Annotated in this window: 18 protein-coding genes; 9 read left to right on the top strand and 9 right to left on the bottom strand. The window is 58.0% G+C overall.

The window, feature by feature from the left end; all coding sequences use genetic code 11:
- Window position 1: 1 nt before the first annotated feature.
- Genes B9Z45_RS10475 through B9Z45_RS10490 form a run of 4 tightly spaced genes read right to left on the bottom strand, consistent with a single transcriptional unit; the run spans window position 2 to window position 4361 of the window.
- On the bottom strand, window positions 2-1624 hold the full coding sequence (locus tag B9Z45_RS10475; RefSeq protein WP_108407168.1) for an acyl-CoA carboxylase subunit beta: 1623 nt from the start codon (window positions 1622-1624) through the stop codon (window positions 2-4).
- Window positions 1621-2529 carry an SDR family oxidoreductase gene (locus tag B9Z45_RS10480; protein WP_108407169.1) on the bottom strand — a complete coding sequence of 303 codons (909 nt, stop codon included), beginning with the start codon at window positions 2527-2529 and terminating at the stop codon, window positions 1621-1623. Before B9Z45_RS10480 ends, B9Z45_RS10475 begins: the two co-directional genes overlap by 4 nt.
- On the bottom strand, window positions 2526-3191 hold the full coding sequence (locus B9Z45_RS10485) for a TetR/AcrR family transcriptional regulator (protein ID WP_108407170.1): 666 nt from the start codon (window positions 3189-3191) through the stop codon (window positions 2526-2528). The genes B9Z45_RS10480 and B9Z45_RS10485 overlap by 4 nt, the downstream gene beginning before the upstream one ends.
- A 6-nt stretch (window positions 3192-3197) precedes the next feature.
- Window positions 3198-4361 (bottom strand): acyl-CoA dehydrogenase family protein, encoded by a 1164-nt coding sequence (locus B9Z45_RS10490; protein ID WP_108407171.1) that lies wholly within the window; start codon window positions 4359-4361, stop codon window positions 3198-3200.
- Window positions 4362-4482: 121 nt separating this feature from the next.
- On the opposite strand from B9Z45_RS10490, the gene B9Z45_RS10495 reads away from it, so the two are divergent.
- From B9Z45_RS10495 to B9Z45_RS10505, 3 genes are all read left to right on the top strand, one after another.
- Window positions 4483-5688 (top strand): acetyl-CoA C-acetyltransferase, encoded by a 1206-nt coding sequence (locus B9Z45_RS10495; RefSeq protein WP_108407199.1) that lies wholly within the window; start codon window positions 4483-4485, stop codon window positions 5686-5688.
- Between the two features lie 21 nt (window positions 5689-5709).
- Complete coding sequence (locus B9Z45_RS10500; RefSeq protein WP_108407200.1) at window positions 5710-7863, top strand: 3-hydroxyacyl-CoA dehydrogenase NAD-binding domain-containing protein; 2154 nt, start codon at window positions 5710-5712, stop codon at window positions 7861-7863.
- Between the two features lie 179 nt (window positions 7864-8042).
- Complete coding sequence (locus B9Z45_RS10505) at window positions 8043-8399, top strand: hypothetical protein (RefSeq protein ID WP_158270410.1); 357 nt, start codon at window positions 8043-8045, stop codon at window positions 8397-8399.
- Between the two features lie 30 nt (window positions 8400-8429).
- Here the strand turns inward: B9Z45_RS10505 and B9Z45_RS10510 are convergent, their stop codons facing one another.
- The 5 genes from B9Z45_RS10510 to B9Z45_RS10530 all read right to left on the bottom strand — a co-directional run bounded on the left by B9Z45_RS10510 (window position 8430) and on the right by B9Z45_RS10530 (window position 14011).
- A complete protein-coding gene (locus B9Z45_RS10510; protein WP_108407201.1) occupies window positions 8430-9371 on the bottom strand; it encodes a DMT family transporter in 942 nt (313 codons plus the stop codon).
- Window positions 9372-9535: 164 nt separating this feature from the next.
- Complete coding sequence (locus tag B9Z45_RS10515; protein ID WP_108407173.1) at window positions 9536-10849, bottom strand: DASH family cryptochrome; 1314 nt, start codon at window positions 10847-10849, stop codon at window positions 9536-9538.
- Between the two features lie 4 nt (window positions 10850-10853).
- Entirely contained in the window at window positions 10854-12452 is a 1599-nt protein-coding gene (locus tag B9Z45_RS10520; protein WP_108407174.1) for a cryptochrome/deoxyribodipyrimidine photo-lyase family protein, read from the bottom strand.
- Window positions 12449-12988 carry a hypothetical protein gene (locus B9Z45_RS10525; RefSeq protein WP_108407175.1) on the bottom strand — a complete coding sequence of 180 codons (540 nt, stop codon included), beginning with the start codon at window positions 12986-12988 and terminating at the stop codon, window positions 12449-12451. The genes B9Z45_RS10520 and B9Z45_RS10525 overlap by 4 nt, the downstream gene beginning before the upstream one ends.
- 24 nt (window positions 12989-13012) lie before the next feature.
- Window positions 13013-14011: a MerR family transcriptional regulator gene (locus B9Z45_RS10530; RefSeq protein ID WP_108407176.1), complete on the bottom strand. Its 999-nt coding sequence runs from the start codon at window positions 14009-14011 to the stop codon at window positions 13013-13015.
- A 124-nt stretch (window positions 14012-14135) separates the two neighbouring features.
- Between B9Z45_RS10530 and B9Z45_RS10535 the strand changes: the two genes are divergently transcribed.
- The 6 genes from B9Z45_RS10535 to B9Z45_RS10560 all read left to right on the top strand — a co-directional run bounded on the left by B9Z45_RS10535 (window position 14136) and on the right by B9Z45_RS10560 (window position 19787).
- A complete protein-coding gene (locus B9Z45_RS10535) occupies window positions 14136-14630 on the top strand; it encodes an Rrf2 family transcriptional regulator (RefSeq protein ID WP_108407177.1) in 495 nt (164 codons plus the stop codon).
- A gap of 139 nt (window positions 14631-14769) precedes the next feature.
- Window positions 14770-16470, top strand: coding sequence for an alpha/beta hydrolase (locus B9Z45_RS10540; RefSeq protein ID WP_108407178.1), 1701 nt, complete (start codon window positions 14770-14772; stop codon window positions 16468-16470).
- Between the two features lie 11 nt (window positions 16471-16481).
- Window positions 16482-16718 (top strand): DUF2789 domain-containing protein, encoded by a 237-nt coding sequence (locus tag B9Z45_RS10545; RefSeq protein ID WP_108407179.1) that lies wholly within the window; start codon window positions 16482-16484, stop codon window positions 16716-16718.
- Between the two features lie 275 nt (window positions 16719-16993).
- Window positions 16994-17839, top strand: a complete 846-nt coding sequence (locus tag B9Z45_RS10550; protein WP_108407202.1) for a GNAT family N-acetyltransferase — start codon at window positions 16994-16996, stop codon at window positions 17837-17839.
- A gap of 56 nt (window positions 17840-17895) precedes the next feature.
- Window positions 17896-18756, top strand: coding sequence for a UDP-2,3-diacylglucosamine diphosphatase (locus B9Z45_RS10555; protein WP_233252169.1), 861 nt, complete (start codon window positions 17896-17898; stop codon window positions 18754-18756).
- Window positions 18753-19787 carry a glycosyltransferase family 1 protein gene (locus B9Z45_RS10560; RefSeq protein WP_108407180.1) on the top strand — a complete coding sequence of 345 codons (1035 nt, stop codon included), beginning with the start codon at window positions 18753-18755 and terminating at the stop codon, window positions 19785-19787. The genes B9Z45_RS10555 and B9Z45_RS10560 overlap by 4 nt, the downstream gene beginning before the upstream one ends.
- Window positions 19788-19853 lie beyond the last annotated feature (66 nt).

Raw genomic sequence — 19853 nt, forward strand, 5'->3', positions numbered from 1 at the left:
GTTACATGCGTGCCACGCCAAACGGCATGGCACGGGGCTTGCGGGTGGCGCTTTCAGCGCAGGTGTCCAGGCAAAAAGACAGCACAGCGCGGGTTTCGCGTGGATCGATCACGCCATCGTCCAGCCCCAGACCGCTGCTGTAAAACGCATCGGCTTGCGCTTCAAACAAGGCCACGATCTTGTCGAACTGGGCCTGCATTTTTTCGGGGTCAGGCGTGATGCCTTTGCGTGCCATGCCCGCTTCGGCCACGATCTGCATGGTTTGGGCAGCTTGCTCGCCACCCATCACGGCTGTTTTGGCACCCGGCCAGCTGAACAAAAATCGCGGTGCGTAGCCCCGGCCGCACATGCCGTAGTTGCCCGCACCAAACGATGCGCCGCATTGAATGGTGATTTGCGGCACGGTGGCGTGGGTCACCGCCTGGATCATCTTGGCGCCGTGTTTGATCATGCCGCCTTGCTCGCTGTCTTTGCCCACCATGTAGCCAGTGGTGTTTTGCAAATACACGATTGGGTGGCCCAACTGGCACATCCACTGGATGAAGTGCGTGGCCTTGTTGGCCCCGGCCACATCAATCGGTCCGTTGTTGCTGATGAGGCCCACCGCATGCCCGCCGATGCGGGCTTGCGCGCAAACCGTGGCTGCGCCATACAGGGATTTGAATTCCAGAAAGTCCGAGTCGTCGACCAGCCGCAACATGACCTCGCGCATGTCGATGGGTTCGCGGTGGTGGGCAGGCATCAGGCCCAGCAGTTCTTCGGGGTCGTGGCGTGGCGGTTTGGCGTCTCTTTCCGCGCCGGATGCGAAAGTGTTGACCGCCCAGTTCCAGCGTGCCACCACATCGCGCGCGGTGCCCAGTGCGTGGCGATCGTCTTCGCACAGGTATTCGCCCAAGCCCGACAGGCTGGTGTGCATCTCGGCGCCACCCAGCTCTTCTTCGCTGGCGATCTCGCCTGTGGCAGCCTTCAACAAGGGTGGGCCAGCCAGAAACGCGCGGGATCTGCCGCGCACCATGATGACGGTGTCGCTCAGGCCTGGCATGTAGGCCCCGCCAGCGGTGCCCGAGCCGTGTTGCACCGTGAGCACGGGCAGGCCCGCTGCTGACAAGCGTGCCAGATTGCGAAAAATGGCACCCCCCAGTACAAAACCTTCGACCTTGTACTGCATCAGGTTGGCTCCGGCGCTTTCAACCAGGTGCACAAAGGGCAGTTTGTTTTCCAGGGCGATTTCCTGCACACGCAGGATTTTTTCGAGGCCTCGGGCCTGTATGGCGCCGGCCTCAATGCCCGAATCACTGGCCACCACCATGCAGCGCACGCCTTCGACAAAGCCGATGCCCGCGATCATGCCGCCGCCTGGAATTGAATGGGCCAGGTCTGGCGTGTCTTGCAAAAACCCCGCCAGTGCGCACAGCGGCAAAAACGGTGCACCAGGGTCCAGCAACAAGGCCACGCGTTCATGTGGCAGCAATTGCCCACGCTTGTCAAACACCGGTTTGGAGCGGGCAGAGGCCTCTGCGGCACGCGCTTGCAGCGCTTGCCACTGCGCCAGACGGGCCAGTCCCGCCTCGCGCCTTTGCACGGCCAAAGTGCTGTGGGTGTTCCAGGTGGATTCAAATTTCATTGGAAAACCTTGGGTGTGACGGCGCGGTGAAAGCCGTCAAAGGGCTTGACCGCATCGCGTTGTTGCACATCGGTCTTGGCCACCGCTTGCTGCCAGCCCATGCGCATCTGGGGACGGGCACCGTCCACACGCAGCACGCTGCCACTGATGAAACTGGCCGCAGGCGAGAGTAAAAAAACGATGGCTGCCGAGGTTTCAGCCTCGTTGCCGAATCGGCCTTGAGGCACGGTTTGGCGCATCTCGCGCAGCATGGGCCCTGCCTCAGGTGGGTAATGGTCCATGCCGCTGCTGGCGATGTAGCCCGGCGCCACGGCGTTCACGCGCACGCCGTGGGTGGCCCACTCCAGTGCGGCAGTTTCTGTGAAGCTGACCATGCCTGCTCGTGCTGCACCGCTGTGGCCCATGCCAGGCATCGAGCCCCACATGTCGGCCACGATGCTGACCACCACGCCGCCGTGTGCATTCATGCTTTGGTTGAAGCACTCACGCGCCACCAGAAAACCACCAGTGAGGTTGGTGTCGATGACGGCCTGCCAGCCTTTGGCGCTGGTGCTGGCCAGCGGCGAGATGTATTGCCCACCTGCGTTGTTGACCAAGCCGTGGATGCGGCCGTGTTGCTGCACCACTTCGGCGACCATGGCTTTGACATCCTCTTCGCGTCGGATGTCGGTACTGTGCCAGCTGGCCAGCCCCCCGTCGCTGGTGATCTCCTGCGCGGTGGTGTTCAGTTTGTCGGGGTTGCGGCCCACCAGCACCACGTGCGCACCCAGGCTGGCCAGTTCGTGCGCGGTGCAGCGGCCAATGCCCGAGCCGCCACCTGTGACCATGAGCACTTGTCCGCTCAGCAGTGCAGGGGCGAATGCTGAGCGGTAATGCGTTTTCGGGGTGGTGGTGGTGGTGCTCATGGGGTGTCTCTCAAAAACAAGGCCAGTGCAGCCTCGGTCAATTCGTCAAGCGATGCACGTCGGGATTTTTGGCCTGCCCTGCTCGGGGAAGGTGGTGCGTACCACTGCACTGCCCAATTCAAAGCCCCAAAAATCATCAGTCGTGCCAGACCCACCGGAGCCTGCAGCTGGCCGCTGTCGTGCAGGGCTTGCAGCACGGGCGTCCAGGCGGCTTCGTAATCGTCCTTGATTTGTGTGATGGTCTGGCGCTGCGCGTCGTTGAGCGAGCGCCATTCGTACAGCATCACCGGGATGAAATCGCTGTCGGGGCCCAGCAGCACATCGAACTGGTTGCGGATCAGCACGCGCAGACGGTCGCGGTCAGTTTGTTGCGTGCTCAACATGCCGCAGGCTGTGCGCTGGCGTTCAGTGGCCTGTTTCATGCCCTCCACCATCACAGCCAGCAGCAGGTCTTGTTTGTTGCCAAAGTGGTAGAAGGGCGAGCCTGGTTGCATGCTCACCCGTGCTGCAATTTCTCGGGTGCTGGTGGCGTCGTAGCCCTTGCGGTGAAACAACTCTGCTGCAGCCGAAATCAGCGCCTGTCGACGATTGCCATCGTCACGCTCGTTTTCTGTCTTTTTGGGGCGTCCGCGCGCGCGTTTGGGTTCTGCCAGTTCAGTCATGTCTGCTCATCGCCCTGTCAGCCCCATGTCACGCGAAATCACTTCTTTCATGATCTCGTTGGTGCCGCCATAGATGCGTTGCACGCGGGCGTCGGCATAGGCGCGGGTGATGGGGTATTCCCACATGTAGCCGTAGCCACCGTGCAGCTGCACGCATTCGTCCATCACCTTGCATTGCAGGTCCGAGCACCAGTACTTGGCCATGCTGGCCGTGGCCGTGTCGAGTTGGTTGCCAAGGATCAGCTCACAGCATTTGTCGACAAACACGCGGGCTACTTGCACCTCGGTCTGCAATTCGGCCAGGGTGTAGCGTGTGTTTTGGTAATTGGCGACCGACTGTCCAAAAACCTTGCGGTCTTTCACGTACTGCACCGTCCAGTCGATAGCCGCTTGCGCAGCGGCAATGCCGCCAATGGCGATTTGCAGGCGCTCCCAGGGCAGTTGCTCCATCAGGCAGATGAAGCCCTTGCCCTGCATGGCCGTGCCGCCCAGCAGTTGGTCGGCACTGACTTGGACGTTGTCAAAGAACAGCTCCGAGGTGTCTTGCGCCTTCAGCCCCAACTTCTTCAATCGTTTGCCCTTTTCAAAGCCGGGCGTGCCGCGCTCGATCAAAAACAGGCTGGTGCCTTTGGCCCCTGCAGCTGGGTCGGTTTTGGCCACCAAGATCACCAGGTCGGCATGCCAGCCGTTGGTGATGAAGGTCTTGCTGCCGTTGATGAGGTAAGTGCCATCGGGCTGCAGCAAAGCGCTGGTCTTCACGCCTTGCAGATCAGAGCCTGCTGCCGGTTCACTCATGGCAATCGCGCCCACCATTTCGCCACTGACCAGCTTGGGCAGGTACTTTTTCTTTTGCGCGTCGGTGCCGTAATGCAGGATGTAAGGCGCCACGATCTCACTGTGCAAGCCGTAGCCAATGCCGGTGAATCCAGCGCGTGAAAGCTCTTCCATCTGCACCACCGAGTACAGCTTGTCGGCGCCCGATCCCCCATAGGCCTCAGGTAGGGTCATGCACAAAAAGCCGTTCTCACCAGCTTTGTTCCAGACGGCGCGATCGACATAGCCTTGCTCTTCCCAGGCTTCGTGGTGGGGGGCGATTTCCTTGTCCATGAAGCGGCGAAAGCTGTCGCGAAACGCTTCGTGGTCGGTGGAGAAAAGTGTGCGTTCAATCATGGGTGTCACCTTCAAGACTTGGGGGTTTATTTATGCAAAGCGTTTGCTTGGTAAAAGTCTATACTGAATGCCGAATCCCGCAACACAGGGCAAACCCCCTGATGACCCCCAGGAGACATTCATGAGCGAAGCATTTGTATACGACGCTATCCGGACACCGCGTGGCAAGGGCAAAAAAGACGGCAGCCTGCACGAGGTCAAACCCATCAGTCTGCTGGCAGGTGTGTTGCATGAATTGCAAAGCCGCAACCAACTGGACACCGCCGCGGTGGACGATGTGGTCATGGGCGTGGTTTCGCCGATTGGTGAGCAAGGCTCGGTGATCCCGAAAGTGGCCGCACTGGCTGCGGGCTGGGACTGGCGCTGTTCGGGTGTTCAGATCAACCGCTTTTGTGCCTCAGGCTTGGAGGCGGTCAACATGGCTGCCATGAAGGTGCGCAGCGGCTGGGAAGACTTGGTGGTGGCCGGGGGCCTGGAGAGCATGAGCCGCGTGCCGATCGGATCGGACGGCGGTGCCTGGGCGCAAGACCCCGAGACCCACAGCGCCACGCTGTTCGTGCCGCAAGGCATCGGGGCCGACCTGATCGCTACGATGAGCGGCTTCTGCCGCCGCGATGTGGACGCCTTTGCGGTGGAATCTCAAAAACGCGCCACAGCCGCGCGTGCAGCAGGCTACTTTGACGGCTCTGTGGTGCCGGTCAGAGACAAACTGGGACAGATCATTCTGGCGCAAGACGAATTCATAAAACCCGCCACCACGGTGGAAACCTTGGGCGGCCTCAAGCCCTCGTTTGAACAGCTCGGTGCCATGGGCTTTGACGCGGTGGCCTTGCAGCGCTACCCGCAGGTCGAGCGCATCCACCATGTGCACCACGCAGGCAACTCGTCGGGCATTGTGGACGGCGCTGCGGCGGTGTTGATCGGCAGCGAAGCCGCCGGAAAAATCCACGGCCTGAAACCCCGCGCACGCATCGTGGCGGCGGCCTTGTCGGGGGCAGACCCGACCATCATGCTCACAGGCCCCATGCCGGCAGCGCGCAAGGCTTTGGCCAAAGCCGGGCTGACGATTGACCAGATTGACCTGTTCGAGATCAACGAAGCTTTTGCAGCTGTGCCCATGAAATTCATGCAGGAGATGCATGTGCCGCACGACAAGGTCAATGTGAACGGCGGCGCGATCGCCATGGGCCACCCCTTGGGCGCTACAGGCGCGATGATTTTGGGCATCCTGATTGACGAGTTGCACCGTCGAAAGTTGCGCTACGGCCTGGCCACTTTGTGTGTGGGCGGCGGCATGGGCATTGCCACCATCGTTGAACGCGTTTGACCAGGGAGACACCCAATGATTTTGAAAACACTGCGCTACGAACTGGCCGACGGCATCGCCACCATCACCTTTGACGAGCAGGGCTCGCCCGTCAACACCATGTGTCTGCAATGGCAGGGCGATCTGGCCCAAGCTGCCGAGCAAGCGGCCAAAGACAAAGCTGCTTTGACAGGCATCGTGTTGGCCTCGGCCAAAACCTCTTTCTTTGCAGGGGCTAATCTGAAGGGCGTGATGCGCTCGCAAGCTTCGGATGGCCCACGCATTTTTGCCGAGATCGAACGCATCAAGAAAAGCTTTCGAACCCTCGAAACACTGGGCGTTCCTGTGGTCAGCTGCCTGAATGGCTCGGCGCTGGGCGGTGGTTGGGAAGTGGCACTGATCGGACACCACCTCATCGCCACCCGAAACCCCAAAACCCAGTTTGGTTTGCCCGAAGTCACGCTGGGTTTGATTCCGGGTGGTGGCGGCATCACCAAGATGACCCGCGTGCTGGGCCTTCTGGCAGCACAGCCCTATGTGCTCGAGAGCCAATTGTTTGGCCCCGAAGAAGCCGTCAAGTTGGGCCTGGTGCATGAGTTGGTCGACAGCGATGAGCAGCTTCGAACCCGTGCGTTGGCTTACATCGCTGCAGCGCAAGGCCAGCCTGAAGCGTCCCAGCATGTGTGGGACCGCAAGGACTACAAGATGCCCGGCGGCACACCCAGCAACCCGAAATTAGCGGGCATGCTGAGCGTGGCCCCGGCAGTGCTCAAGCAAAAAACACGCGGCTTGTATCCCGCAACTGAAGCAGCACTGGCTGCCATGGTCGAAGGTGCGATGGTGGACTTCGACACTGCCATGCGCATCGAAAGCCGTTACCTGGCGGGTCTGATGACCAGTCAGGTGGCGCGCAACATGATCAACACCTTTTTCTTCAACATGAACAGCATCAAGGGTGGTCACAGCCGCCCCCAAGCTGTGCCACGGTACAAGCCAAAAAAGGTCGGTATTTTGGGCGCGGGCATGATGGGCTCGGGCATCGCCTACTCACAAGCCAGCAGGGGCATTGCCTCTGTGTTGAAAGACGTGAGTCTGGAAGCTGCGGAAAAAGGCAAAGCCTACAGCCAGAAACTCACTCAAAAGCGCGTGGACAAAGGCCGCATGGCCGCAGACAAGCAGCAGGCGCTGTTGTCGCTCATTCAGCCCACGGCGAGTGCTGCTGACCTAAAGGGCTGCGACCTGATCATCGAGGCCGTTTTTGAAAACCGCGAACTCAAGGCCAAGGTCACGCAAGAGGCCGAGCCCATGCTGGCTGAGGGCGGGTTTTTTGCCAGCAACACCTCTACCTTGCCCATCGGTGGTTTGGCCCAAGCCAGTACCAGGCCCGACAAATTTGTGGGCATCCATTTCTTCAGCCCGGTCGACAAGATGAAGCTGGTGGAGATCATTCGCGGTGCACAGACCGATGACGAGACCATCGCCCGTGCGTACGACTATGTGCAGGCGCTGGGCAAGCTGCCGATCGTGGTGAACGACTCGCGAGGCTTCTACACCAGCCGCACCTTTGGTACTTTTGTCATGGAAGGCGCGGCCATGCTGGGCGAAGGCATCCCTGCGCCTGTGATCGAGAACCTGGCCATGCAAGTGGGCATGCCCGTAGGGCCGCTGGCCGTGCTGGATGAAACCGCCTTGTCTTTGTCGGTGCATGTGCTGGACCAGACCCGGGACGACTTTGCCAAGGAGGGCAAAACATACCAGGCCACGCCAGGCGAATTGTTGGTGGAGCGCATGGTCAAAGAAATCAAACGCGCGGGCCGTGCCGCAGGCGGCGGTTTTTATGACTATCCCGCTGGCCAGAAAAAACAGTTGTGGCCAGAACTCAAAACCCGTTTCGAGAAAGCAGATGCGCATTACAAGCTGCAAGACATCAAGGACCGACTGTTGTATCGACAGGCCGTGGAGACCGCACGTTGCCTGCAAGAAGGTGTGCTGACCTCGGTCCACGACGGCAACATTGGCTCGATCTTCGGCATTGGTTTTCCGGCGTGGACAGGTGGCGCCTTGCAATTCATCTACGCCCAGGGGGTGGATGCTTTCGCCAAACGCTGCGCTGAACTGGCGGCGCAATATGGTGCGGGGTTTGCACTGACGGCGGATGTTATTGCGAGCTTGAAGCAGCATCAGCCCGTGTATTGAAGCCAGTGCAAGGAGCGAGCACCCATAACGCACTCAAATTCATCAGCCTGTTGTTTTGTGTGCTTTCGCACAGCGTCACAGCATCGAATGGCGTGAAAATTCATGCGTGATTCTGAGAAATTGGTGTAGCCATCCGAAATGTGATGGGCGCGCACCTTGTCATGAATGGTGGCGTGGCGATGAAATCATTTTGTGTGGTGCTGCTTTGCGGGTTCATGGGCACATGCCAAGCCAATGATGGTTGGAGCAGCGAGTTGAGCCACGCCACGGGTGGCGCATTGTTGGCGGGCGCGATCACGCGCGTTTACGATGATTCTGAAAATCGTGCTTGGATCGGTTTTGCCGTCAGCAGCGCAGGCATTGTGCTTTCAGAAAGCTACCAGATCTCACAGGGTGCCAAACGCTCGAGCTCTTACCTGGACATGGCATCCCACATTGCAGGGGCCGCTTTGGGCGCATGGTGGATGGACAAATACGGGCTCACGCCTGTCATTGGCCGCCATTCCGTGGGCTTGGTGATGCGCCGGCAGTTTTAGCTGCTGTGATGGCCCGGCTTCAAACCGCCGTCAAACAGCCTTGACCCGCACCCCACCGATCACCCCGCCCACCAGCAGCGCAATGCCTGCAAGGGTGAGTGGTTCCGGCCATTGGCCGCGTAGCCAAAAAGCGTAGCCCAGCGCAGCCAGGGTTTCAAACACGATGAGTTGCCCGGCCAGAGCAGTGGGTAAGCGCTGGCTGGCGGCGTTCCAGCACAGCGTGCCCAGCCAGGATGCGAACAGGCCGATGGCCACCATGAGGCCGATGAATTCGAGCGGCCGTGGGCCCAGCGGCATGGGCAGCGGGTCGTTGGTTGCGCTCGTCCACAACCAGAAAGCGGCATAGCCCAGCAGGGCCAGCGGCAAGGTGGCCAGGCCTTGCGCCGTGGCCCACACGCGGGGGTTGCGGTCGGGGTGGCCGCGCAGCCAGTCGGCATTTTTAAGCGGATACCAAGTCCAGCAAACCACAGCGCCTATGGCCAGCACCGCGCCCGTGATGTATCGCGTGGTATCGGCATGGGGGTTTTGCAGCAACGCCGTCCACTCCACGTGGTTGACGCAGGCAATGCCCAGCAAAATGAGTGCAAGCGGTGGTGCGAGTTTCAGCCAAGGAAAACGCCCGTCGCGCTGATGGTTGAGCAAGTTGGCTGCTATGGCGATCACCACCGGCAGCGTGCCAATGATCATGGTGGGCAAGGCGCCTCCGGCACGCTGGATGGCACTGGCCAGAAACAGGTAATAAAGCACGTTGCCAATCGCTGCCAGCTTGAGTGCCGCCAGCCAGTCTGAACGGGTCAGGCGCAGGATGTCGGCGCGATCCACAAAGGCCAGTGGCAAGGCGATGAGGCCAAAAGCAAGGTATCGGCCAAATGTGTGCAGCGCAGCGGGGTATTCGGGCAGCATCAGCGGACCGACAAACACCAGTCCCCACATCATCCCGGCGGCCAGGGAAAAGAAGACGCCGCCCCACATGGCGGTTGCGTTTTTGGGCATAGGGTTTGTAGGCGCAGTTATGTGGCTTGAGACGCGGGCAACTGCCAGTTGCGCCAAATCGCCAGGGGATGCAGGAGCAAGTTATCGCCCCAGGATTGAATCAGGTACATGCTAGGGATTATAAGTGGTGTCTCGGCCGTCGCTCATCTGGCCAGCCAGACCTTTTGGTAACGCCCCTGCGGATCGTGGTCCTGGGTTTGTTTGGCAGGGTTGAATCGCCGGCCCTGACGCGGGTCGGTGCCACGGCCAGAGACATACAGCCAGTTGCCCTGGTTGCTGTACACATCAAAGTCCACCAGCTGCGATTCAAACCAGGCTGCGCCGGAGCGCCAGTCGCATGCCAGGTCGTGCACCAAATAGCTGGCCACTATCTGACGCATGCGGTTGGAGGTATAGCCCGTGCTGGCCAGCTCTCGCATGCCAGCATCCACGATGGGCTCGCCGGTGTTGCCATCGCACCAGCGTTGAAAGTCTTTGGGAAAGTGCGAGGGTCGGGCAAGCTCTGACAAGCCCCGGGCCGCGTAAAGCTGGCGGCCGTGTTGCAGGTGTAAAAATCTGAAGTTGTCACGCCAAAGCAACTCAAACCAAAGCCAATAAGTGCCGTCGTTGGCGCCGTGTTGCTGCTCATACGCCTGCAATGCCGCCCAGATCGTGCGCACTGACAATGCACCCGTGGCCAGCCATGGCGACCAGTGGGTGCTGGTGTACCGGCCTTGCAAGGCATTGCGGGTTTGCTTGTACCGATCGGGCCAGGGGGGCGTCAGGTAGCTTTGCAAATGGGCCAAAGCGCTGGTTTCGCCGCCTTGGCAACGGGGGAGGTGGTAGGGGAAATTTGACCGATCATCCGAGCCCAAGGTCTGGTCCACCTGGAGCAGGGCCCGGGGGTTGTCGGTCCATCCTGGCAGGGCGTTGAGCGGGGCCAGTTCAGGCGGGGGCGGCAAAAGGCTGGGCGCTGCCAGCGGTGCCAGGGGCAGCACACCTGCCGCTTCAATGCGCTGGCGAAACGCAGTGAAGACTTGCGGCATATCGAGCACGCTGAAGGGCAGTTTTTCGGGTTCCAGCAAGCTCGACTGCCACACGGTGTTTACCGTGAAGCCTGAGGCCCGCAAGGCTTGCACCTGGGCTTGTTCTGCGGGGGCGGCAATGTCTTCGCAAAAGATGGCTTGCGCCTGCACCCGCCTGGCGCACTCGGCCAAAGCCTCATGGGCAGGGCCATGCAGCAAGACCAATTGTTGGCCCAGGGCTTGCAGCGATGCGATCAGGTCTTGCAGGCTGTCGGCCACAAATCGTCTGCGGTGTGCACCCATGCGCCGAAAGCCCCAGGCCGTGGGTTCGTCTTGCACGGGGTCGTGGTTGTACACCAGCAGCAAGCGATCTGCTTGTTGCGCCGCTTGCAGCAATGCGCGTGGGTCATGCAGGCGCAAGTCGCTTCGAAACCAGAAAATCGTGGTGCGCATGGTATTAAAAATCAAAGCCCAGTTGCTGGCTGGTTGGGGTGTTGGATGCAGAGGACTTGATCGCTTTTTTGCGGCTGGTTTGGGGGGCGTCGCTGTCGCGTGTGAATACGTCGCGTTGGTGCCCGCTGCCGTGTTTGCGAGAGGCGTGTTTCTCGACAATGGCTTTTTTGCCGGCTTTCACACCAGGTTCAGCCCGGCGCGCATGCAGTGTGGCTTTGGAGGTGCGGGTGGCCTGGGCCAAATCCACTACGGGCATGGGAACGTCGGCATCCGGCTCACAGCCCACGGTCAGTCCGCACTGGCGCTGCACTTCGGTGGGCATGCGCCAGGGCTCAAACAGCCAGGCATCGGGTACGCGCCGCATGTGCGGTAACCAGCGGCGCACAAAGATTCCTTTGGGGTCATGGTCTTGCGCTTGCTTGACTGGGTTGTACACCCGGGTGGTGTTGATGCCAGTGGTGCCCGATTGCATTTGAAGCTGGCTCCAGTGGATGCCGGGTTCGTAGTCTAGAAACTGGGTGGCCAGCCACTGGCCCACGGGCCGCCAGTCGAGCCACAACGGGTAAGCCGCCACCGACACCAGCATGGCCCGCATGCGAAAGTTGAGCCAGCCCGTTTCGCGCAGCATGACCACACAGGCGTCCACCATGGGCCAGCCTGTGCGTGCCGAGATCAGGGCTTCAAAGTGCGCATCGTTCCAGCCGTCTTCTCGCAGGCCGTCATAGCCCCGGTGCATGTTGCGCCATTCGATTTCAGGCTCGCTTTCAAGTTTCTGAATGAAGTGGCAGTGCCAATACAAACGACTCATGAATCCGGTCAGCCCCGCCCTGTGCCGGTGGGCTTGTGGCGGCAACACATCCAGGGTGGCCCGAGTGCTTTGCACAACTTCGCGCAGGCTGATGCAGCCCCAAGCCAGATACGCCGAAAGGCGTGAACACGCATCGGGTGAAGACAGGGGCGACGAAATCCCGCCCCGGTACCCCAGAGCCCGCGCATTCAAAAAACTGTGCAGGGTTTCGAGTGCCAGACTTCTTCCACCATGTTGGCGCTGTGCCGGGTTGTGTTTGAGCGCATCAGGTACGGTCATGACCTCGGGGCCGCTGGGCTCAGGGGCATCGAAGAATTTCAGCGCTGGCAAAACCTCTTGCGGCTTGGCCATTTGGGCTTCCCATCGGCCTTGCCAGGTGTTGCGGTTTTTCAGGCGGCGCACCACACCAAATGGCGCGAACTCGGCCCATGTCAGCCCCACGCTTTGGCACCATGCGCCCACTTGCAGATCGCGCTCGTAGGTGAAAGCGTTGCCAGTTTCCATGTGCGAGACCAGTTCGGCAAAAGGTGCATCCAGATGCAGCGATGCCAGCACTTCTAGGGCTGACCCTGTGCGCACCTGCAAGCTGCCACCCAAGGCGCGCAATTCGGTGTGCAGTTCAGCCAACGATTCGCTCACAAATTCAAAGTGCTGCAAAGCCGCATCGGGCTGCGCCCACAGACCTGGCTCAACAATGTAGAGGCACAGCACTGGCCCCTGGTTGGCAGCATGCACCAGCGCCGCGTGGTCGTGCAGGCGCAGGTCGCGTTTGAACCAGACCACTCTGTAAGTCACAACCCTGTCCTTGATGCGGTGAATGCGTAGCGGTTGCCTTCAATGGGCACGCAATGCAACAAAGCCCGGGGCAGATCCGGCGCCTGTTGGCGCAGATACCTGCGAACAAAGTCAGCGGCTAGCCAAGGCGCTGTAGAACCACTCCAAACGGCATTTTCCTGAATATTCCAATCGCCATGCGTCTGGCGTAACACCACGATGCTGGGGTTCAAGGTTTTGAAAGCCACTTCGGCAATGGCCCATTCGGCTTGCGTGTGCAGTTCAAGCAATGTGGCTTCCAAGGAGTCAGGCAGGCTGTGTTGTTGGATGGTGTGCAGAATTGCCGTGGCCTTGGTGGGTGTGGCGATGTCGTCGTGCACCGGGCGGCAGTCTTGGTGGAGTTGCCGCCAGTGCTCGGCTATCCAGCCTTTGGGGTCAAACTGCTGCCCGTTGACCTCCAGCAGGGTTCCGTTGTCGTGTCCAACCCAGTCGAAGTGGCTGTCGATGATCAGGACGCCGAGCACCCCCAGCAGGGTGGCGGCAACATGGCGTTTCATGTGCTGATTTTTTTGTTGAAAGAATCAAACACTTTCTGCCAATGAAATGCCTTCGTGGGTGGCAACCATGAGCAGTGCCTTTTCAAACAAGGCTCTGGCTGAAGCGGCCATGGTGTTCAGCTGCCGGTGCAGTTCGGCATCCTTGGGGCTTTCGTTCAGGCAATCGCGGCTGTAGTCTTCAAATTGAGCCAGTTGACCAATGAGTTCGGCCACGTGTCGAGGGCATTCGCACATCACCTGGCTCGGGATGTTGGCCACTCGCTGCAGAACGACATCTGAAAATTGGCGGGAGGGAATCGGCGTGGCTAAACTCTCCACCACCCACGTTGGGGCATAAAGCGAAGGCCGTGCACTCTGAATGATGGTTGTCAGGCCCAGGTCGTTCAGGGGTTCACGGTGCACCAAAAAAGATGCACGGCCCAGCCTGGCGATGGCGTTCAATTGCCCAAAGCTGTAAAGCACCACGGTTTGGCGCGCGGCCAACTGTTGAGACAAGGCCAAAATCTGATCAGCGATGCTGTCGTTCAAGCCATTCACCGACACCATCAATACATCAGGGGCTTGGTCCAGTTGCGCGCCACTCGCTTCGGCAAGATCGGGCCAGACCCGCTGGATGTGCAGGGCTTGCCCGAGTCTTGCCGAGCTGAATGTTTCAGACTGCAGGCGACTGGCCAGACTGGCCAGACTGGCACCGATCACCACCCATGCGCCATTGGCCAGAGCCGGCTGCTGAGCTGGCGAGCTCGCAATGCTTGTGACTGTGTTCAGAAGTTGTTTCAATTGCGCGGCGGACAAACCCGCAATCAGACTGATGCCATGTCCTTGGCCCGTGAGTGACTTCAGCAAAGTGGCTTTTTGCAAATCATCTTCGTTGTACAGCCTGTGATGCCCTTGGGTGGTGGTGGGCGAAAAAGCGTTGTAGCGCGTTTGCCAGACGCGCAGGGTAGGCACTGGCACGCCGCTGAGCTTGGAAACCACGCCGATGCGATAAAGCACCTGACTTTTTAAGAGGGTATTTGTCATTGTCTTGTTTATGTATTGAGTAGATATTTTACGGTATAAATAGAAATTTTAAGAAAATAAATAGGTTATGAATGGATTTTTATGGTTTAAACCATACAATGTCCATTCAAATGTGGAGCAAATAATGATCCTGAAGAAAACAGCCAAGGCCGTCGATATTGCGGTTTTCATTACTTCACGCTCAGCGATAGAGCCTGTGACGACAGAAGAGATTGCTTCGGGTTTGGGGCTGTCATCCTCATACACCGAGTCAATACTCAAAGAGCTACGCGAAGCAGGTTTGATCCGTGCCCACCGCGGTCCGGGTGGGGGCTATCAAATTCGTGGCAACCCTGAAGACATCAGCTTGTGGGATGTGGTGAAACACTTTGAAGTGGTGCACAGCTTTGACGAGGTGTACCCTGACAACTCACACCCTATGAAAGTGCTGGAGTCTGAAATTCAGCGTCACCTCCAAGAAGCCTTGGCATCGCAAACCCTGGACGATGTGGCTGTTCCCTTCATGCCACGTGGCGCCAGCGTGTCGTCCATGCTGGGCCAATTTCGCCTTAAACCGATGCCTGCACTCTTCATACCGAAGGCGCCAAACTCTGTTTTCCAACTGAGCATGATGCTTTAACCATGCCGATGGGCAGATACCCATCGGTGGACGCAAACACACCTTAAGGTCAGTGTTCATGGGCCACAGTCCGGTCTAGCATCACCGGGTGACTATTTTTCGCCACACCTTTCCCGTTGATACCCCACGGCCAGGCCCCATGCTGGACCGCTGGGCCCATACACAGTTATCGCCGTTCACGAGAGGGGTATCGACAGCGTCCTTGCGCATGGCGTTTGACGATTGGATCACCCATTTGTCACTGAATCCTGCTGAACAACTCAAGTTGCTTCAGTTGGCTGTGCAAAGCATGCAGCAGCTTTCCAACTACGCGTTCCAAGCCAAAAAAAAAGATTGCAAACCGTGCATAGAACCGATGGTGCACGACACCCGTTTTTCGCACCCGAGCTGGCAAGCTTGGCCATTCAATGCCATCAGCCAGTCGTTTTTGTTGACACAGCAATGGTGGCATGAGGCCACCACCGGGGTGCGAGGCGTATCGCCGCACCACGAGTCAGTGGTCAATTTCACAGCCAGGCAATGCCTTGACATGTTGTCTCCAGCCAATTTTGTGATGACGAATCCCGAGGTGCTGGAACGTACGGAAAAAACCATGGGGGGCAACTTGCGTCAGGGCTTTGTGAATTGGCTTGAAGACACTCAACGCTGGCAGTCAGGTCAGCCTCCCAAAGGTGCTGAAGCCTTTCAGGTGGGGCGCAACGTGGCCATCACGCCGGGTCAAGTGATTTACCGCAACCACTTGATCGAGTTGATTCAGTTCACCCCCGTCACCCCTCAGGTGAGACCCGAGCCTGTGCTGATCGTGCCGTCGTGGATCATGAAATACTACATTCTTGATTTATCACCTCACAACTCGTTGATCAAGTACCTGGTGGATAACGGGCATACCGTGTTTGCCATGTCCTGGGCCAACCCAGATGCCGATGACCGTGACCTGGACATGGACGATTATTTGCGAATGGGTGTGATGGACGCGTTAGAGGTGGTGTGCGCTGTGGTGCCCAGACACAAAGTGCATGCGGTTGGGTATTGTCTGGGCGGTACGCTGCTGGCCATCGCTGCAGCAGCCATGGGCAGAGATGCTGACGACCGATTGGCCAGCATGACTTTGCTGGCTGCACAAACCGATTTCTCCGAGCCCGGTGAGCTTGAATTGTTCATTGACGACAGCCAGGTGGCACATCTTGAGGACATCATGTGGGATCGGGGTTATCTGGACAGCACCCAGTTGGCGGGTGCATTCCAGTGGATGAATTCAAACGACCTGATCTGGTCGCGCTTGCTCAAGGATTATTTGCTGGGTGAGCGAACGCCCATGACTGACCTGATGGCCTGGAACGCCGACGGCACCCGCTTGCCCTACCGCATGCATGCTGAGTATTTAAGGCGAATGTTTTTAAAAAATGACCTGGCCAGTGGGCGTTACCGTGCATGCGGCAAACCAGTGGCATTGACCGCGATTCAATGTCCGATTTATGGCATTGGCACGGTGCGCGACCATGTGTCGCCTTGGCGGTCGGTGCACAAGTTGCACCTGCTGACGAATGTGGACACCACCTTTTTATTGACGTCTGGTGGCCACAACGTGGGCATCGTCAACCCGCCAGGTGTGCCTGGGCGAAGCTACCAAGTGCTGACCCGTTTGCACGATGGCCCCTATCTGGAACCCGATGCCTGGTTGCAGGCTGCAGCCCAATACGAAGGCTCCTGGTGGACGCATTGGCTGGCTTGGCTGCAAGCCCACTCGGGTGAGTCCGGTCCTCTGCCAGCCATGGGAGCACCCGACATGGGCTTGTCGTCTTTGTGCAAAGCACCAGGGCAATATGTTCTGGAAAAATAAGGTGCAAATACATGGACAAAATCATCCATCCATTTCGTGAACTTTTTGCACAGCTGGGTTTGCCCAGTGACGTTGCAAGCATTACGAAGTTCATCCAGGTTCACAGTCCCTTGCCGGGACACATTGCGCTGCCAGATGCCGATTTCTGGACGCCTGCTCAAGCCGATTTTTTACGCGAAACGTTGCAGGAAGATGCCGAATGGGCCAATCAAGTGGACCAATTGAGCGAGGCCTTGAGGGCCAACTGACACGCTGTATCCAATGGTCGCCTAAGTTGGGGTGGTGGGTGCTCACGGCGCATTGACCAGACTTTTTTCGCCTGAGTCCAAAAGCAATTTTTTGACTGGCTGAAACGCTTATGAATCGGTTTGGGCAAATAACTGAGAGGAAGGGTTCACGCTGCTTTAAAGCTTGGGCAGTCAAGTCTCAAAGTAGACCGTGTCATAAAAACTTAACGCCATCTACTTTTTGATGTCATCGTTCCTTTGGATCATTGCGCCATTGATCTGAAGGAGAAATGGTCATGAAAGAGTTGTCAAACCCCACGTTTTCATTGACGCCTGTCAACTTACCCGCAGGACCACTTCATTCAGCGCAAGGCCATCCCTCTGTGGATTTTTTGCCGCGTCGCACTCAAGGGGCCATTGAGGTCACTTGGGCAAAACATCAAGATGAAGTGCGTGAAGCCCAGAAATTGAGATTTGACGTTTTTGGTACGGAAATGGGCGCACGTCTTTCCACCAAACTGCCTGGCCATGACATCGACCTGTTTGACGATTACTGTGAGCATCTGTTGGTGCGTCACAGTGCATCGGGCATGGTGATCGGGACTTACCGCGTCTTGACACCCGAGCAGGCACAACGCGTTGGCAGCACATACAGCGACACCGAATTTGATTTGACCCGCCTGCGCAGTATGCGAAAACGCATGGTGGAACTGGGTCGAAGCTGCGTGCATGCCGAGCACCGACAGGGTGGCGTCATCATGGCTTTGTGGGGGGCCTTGTTCGAATTCATGGACCGCAACCGTCTTGACACCATGATCGGTTGCGCCAGTATTCCGATGCTGCACAACGGAGTGATCAATGGGAACGCGGCGGCCAGCATGTGGCGTCAACTTCGGCAGACCCACTTGGCAGACATTCAACACCATGTGCGTCCACGTTTGCCGTTGCCGATTGATTTGATGGACCATGACTTGACGATCGAGCCACCGGCACTGATCAAGGGGTATTTGAGGTTGGGTGCCAAGGTTTTGGGGGCGCCGGCTTGGGACCCTGATTTCAACACGGCCGACTTGCCGATGATGATGCGTACCGCCGACTTGCCTGCACGTTACCGCAAGCATTTTTCAGCCGGTACCAAATGATGGCAGGGCACAAAGCACCGCCATGCAATGCCCTTTTCAAGACCTCGTACGCAGGCATGGATGAGACCTTGGTGACTGAAGTCACTGCATTTGAAGGACGACAACAAACTGACGATGACGATGACTCTTCGGCGGATGGAAATCGCCTGCGGGCTATTTTCATATCAGACTTGCACATCGGAACGCCTGGTTTTCAGGCAGAGGCCTTGCTCGATTTTTTGAAACACCACCCCAGCGATATGTTGTACTTGGTGGGCGACATCGTGGATGGTTGGCAGTTGCGCAGGCGTTGGTTCTGGCCACAAAGTCACAACGATGTGGTGCAAAAATTGCTGCGCAGGGCGCGCAAGGGCTGCCGTGTCATTTATGTGCCGGGTAACCACGACGAATTTGCCCGGCATTTTGTGGGTCACGCTTTCGGTGGTGTGGAAGTGCTGCACGAAGCGGCTCACACCACAGCCAAAGGCCTCAGATTGTGGGTGGTGCATGGTGATTATTTTGACGGTGTGATCCAGTGTGCCAAATGGCTTGCCTATGTGGGCGACTGGCTTTACGAATTGACCCTGAAGGTGAACCGGCACCTCAACAGCTTCAGGGCGCGCATCGGACTGGATGACTGGTCTTTGTCGGCCTTCCTCAAGCACAAGGTCAAAAAAGCCGTCAATTTCATCAGTGATTTTGAAGTAGCCGTGGCGCAAGAGGCACAACGGCGTGGATTTGATGGTGTGGTTTGCGGTCACATTCACCATGCCGAAATTCGCGATGTCAATGGCATTCTTTATTGCAATGATGGCGACTGGGTGGAGAGTCGAACAGCCCTTGTGGAGCATGCGGATGGGCGCCTGGAGATCATCAGGTGGGGTGCCAAAAATTTGCCATTAAAACGAGCTGCTGACCTTGTGGCGGTGGCCGCATGAAGTTGGCGCTCATTACCGATGCCTGGCACCCTCAGGTCAATGGGGTGGTTACCACTTTGCACGAGTTGGTGCAAGCTCTTGGGCCTTTGGGTGTGGATGTGTCTGTGGTGCATCCCGGTCTTTTCAAAAACCGGAGCTGCCCAGGCTATGCGGGCATCGACTTGGCGGTAAGGCCCTACAAATCTCTGGCGGCAATGCTCGATGCACTGCAGCCTGACGCTGTGCACATTGCGACAGAAGGTCCCTTGGGTTGGGCGGCTCGAAAACATTGCCTCAAAATGGGTTGGCCATTCACCACCGCTTTCCACACCAAATTTCCGGAAATTCTCAAGGCAGCATTGCGTGTGCCTTTGTTTTTGGGTTACGGCTTGTTTCGCTACTTTCATGGCCCGTCTTCGGGCGTGATGGTGCCAACGCAAGGCGTACTCGATATGCTGAAAAGCCGCGGGTTCAAGTCGCTCAAACCTTGGACGCACGGCGTTGACTTGTCTTTGTTTGCACACCATGCAAAACCGCTCGACATACCTGAGTTGGAAGACTTACCCCGCCCCTTTTCGTTGTTTGTGGGGCGGGTTTCTTACGAAAAGAACATCGACGCTTTTTTGGACTTGAAACTTTCAGGTACAAAAATTGTATGTGGCGTCGGCCCCCTGGAGGCGCAACTCAAGGCGCGATATCCAGATGTGCTGTGGATGGGTGTTTTGCCACGCCAGCATCTTGCAAGGGTCTATGCCGCAGCCGATGTGTTTGTGTTTCCCTCCCGAAACGAAACATTTGGCCTGGTCATGCTGGAGGCCATGGCCTGCGGCACGCCTGTAGCTGCCTACCCGGTAGACGGGCCTTTGCAAGTGCTTGGGGATGGGAAGGGGCATGCGGTCGGTGGTGTTTTGTCGGAAGACTTGCACACTGCAGTGTTGCAGTCCTTGTTGGTTGACCGGATCGAGGCACGTCTGCGCGCTGAAAATTTTGGTTGGCCCAAGACCGTTGAGCTTTTTGTATCGAACTTGGTGTCGGTCCGCATTGGGTCATGAAGGGAAGCTTTGATTAATAAGCTTGTCATCAAATTGACACGGTAGCTTCTTATACTGACAGTTCAA

This window comes from Limnohabitans sp. 2KL-17 (genome assembly GCF_003063415.1).
In the GTDB taxonomy this organism is placed as follows: Bacteria; Pseudomonadota; Gammaproteobacteria; order Burkholderiales; family Burkholderiaceae_C; genus Limnohabitans_A.

Bases quoted from the DNA above. Each gene is read 5' to 3' on its own strand.
- B9Z45_RS10475 (WP_108407168.1), bottom strand. From the start codon at position 1,624: ATGAAATTTGAATCCACCTGGAACACCCACAGCACTTTGGCCGTGCAA.
- B9Z45_RS10480 (WP_108407169.1), bottom strand. From the start codon at position 2,529: ATGAGCACCACCACCACCACCCCGAAAACGCATTACCGCTCAGCATTC.
- B9Z45_RS10485 (WP_108407170.1), bottom strand. From the start codon at position 3,191: ATGACTGAACTGGCAGAACCCAAACGCGCGCGCGGACGCCCCAAAAAG.
- B9Z45_RS10490 (WP_108407171.1), bottom strand. From the start codon at position 4,361: ATGATTGAACGCACACTTTTCTCCACCGACCACGAAGCGTTTCGCGAC.
- B9Z45_RS10495 (WP_108407199.1), top strand. From the start codon at position 4,483: ATGAGCGAAGCATTTGTATACGACGCTATCCGGACACCGCGTGGCAAG.
- B9Z45_RS10505 (WP_158270410.1), top strand. From the start codon at position 8,043: ATGAAATCATTTTGTGTGGTGCTGCTTTGCGGGTTCATGGGCACATGC.
- B9Z45_RS10510 (WP_108407201.1), bottom strand. From the start codon at position 9,371: ATGTGGGGCGGCGTCTTCTTTTCCCTGGCCGCCGGGATGATGTGGGGA.
- B9Z45_RS10515 (WP_108407173.1), bottom strand. From the start codon at position 10,849: ATGCGCACCACGATTTTCTGGTTTCGAAGCGACTTGCGCCTGCATGAC.
- B9Z45_RS10525 (WP_108407175.1), bottom strand. From the start codon at position 12,988: ATGAAACGCCATGTTGCCGCCACCCTGCTGGGGGTGCTCGGCGTCCTG.
- B9Z45_RS10530 (WP_108407176.1), bottom strand. From the start codon at position 14,011: ATGACAAATACCCTCTTAAAAAGTCAGGTGCTTTATCGCATCGGCGTG.
- B9Z45_RS10535 (WP_108407177.1), top strand. From the start codon at position 14,136: ATGATCCTGAAGAAAACAGCCAAGGCCGTCGATATTGCGGTTTTCATT.
- B9Z45_RS10540 (WP_108407178.1), top strand. From the start codon at position 14,770: ATGCTGGACCGCTGGGCCCATACACAGTTATCGCCGTTCACGAGAGGG.
- B9Z45_RS10545 (WP_108407179.1), top strand. From the start codon at position 16,482: ATGGACAAAATCATCCATCCATTTCGTGAACTTTTTGCACAGCTGGGT.
- B9Z45_RS10550 (WP_108407202.1), top strand. From the start codon at position 16,994: ATGAAAGAGTTGTCAAACCCCACGTTTTCATTGACGCCTGTCAACTTA.
- B9Z45_RS10555 (WP_233252169.1), top strand. From the start codon at position 17,896: ATGGATGAGACCTTGGTGACTGAAGTCACTGCATTTGAAGGACGACAA.
- B9Z45_RS10560 (WP_108407180.1), top strand. From the start codon at position 18,753: ATGAAGTTGGCGCTCATTACCGATGCCTGGCACCCTCAGGTCAATGGG.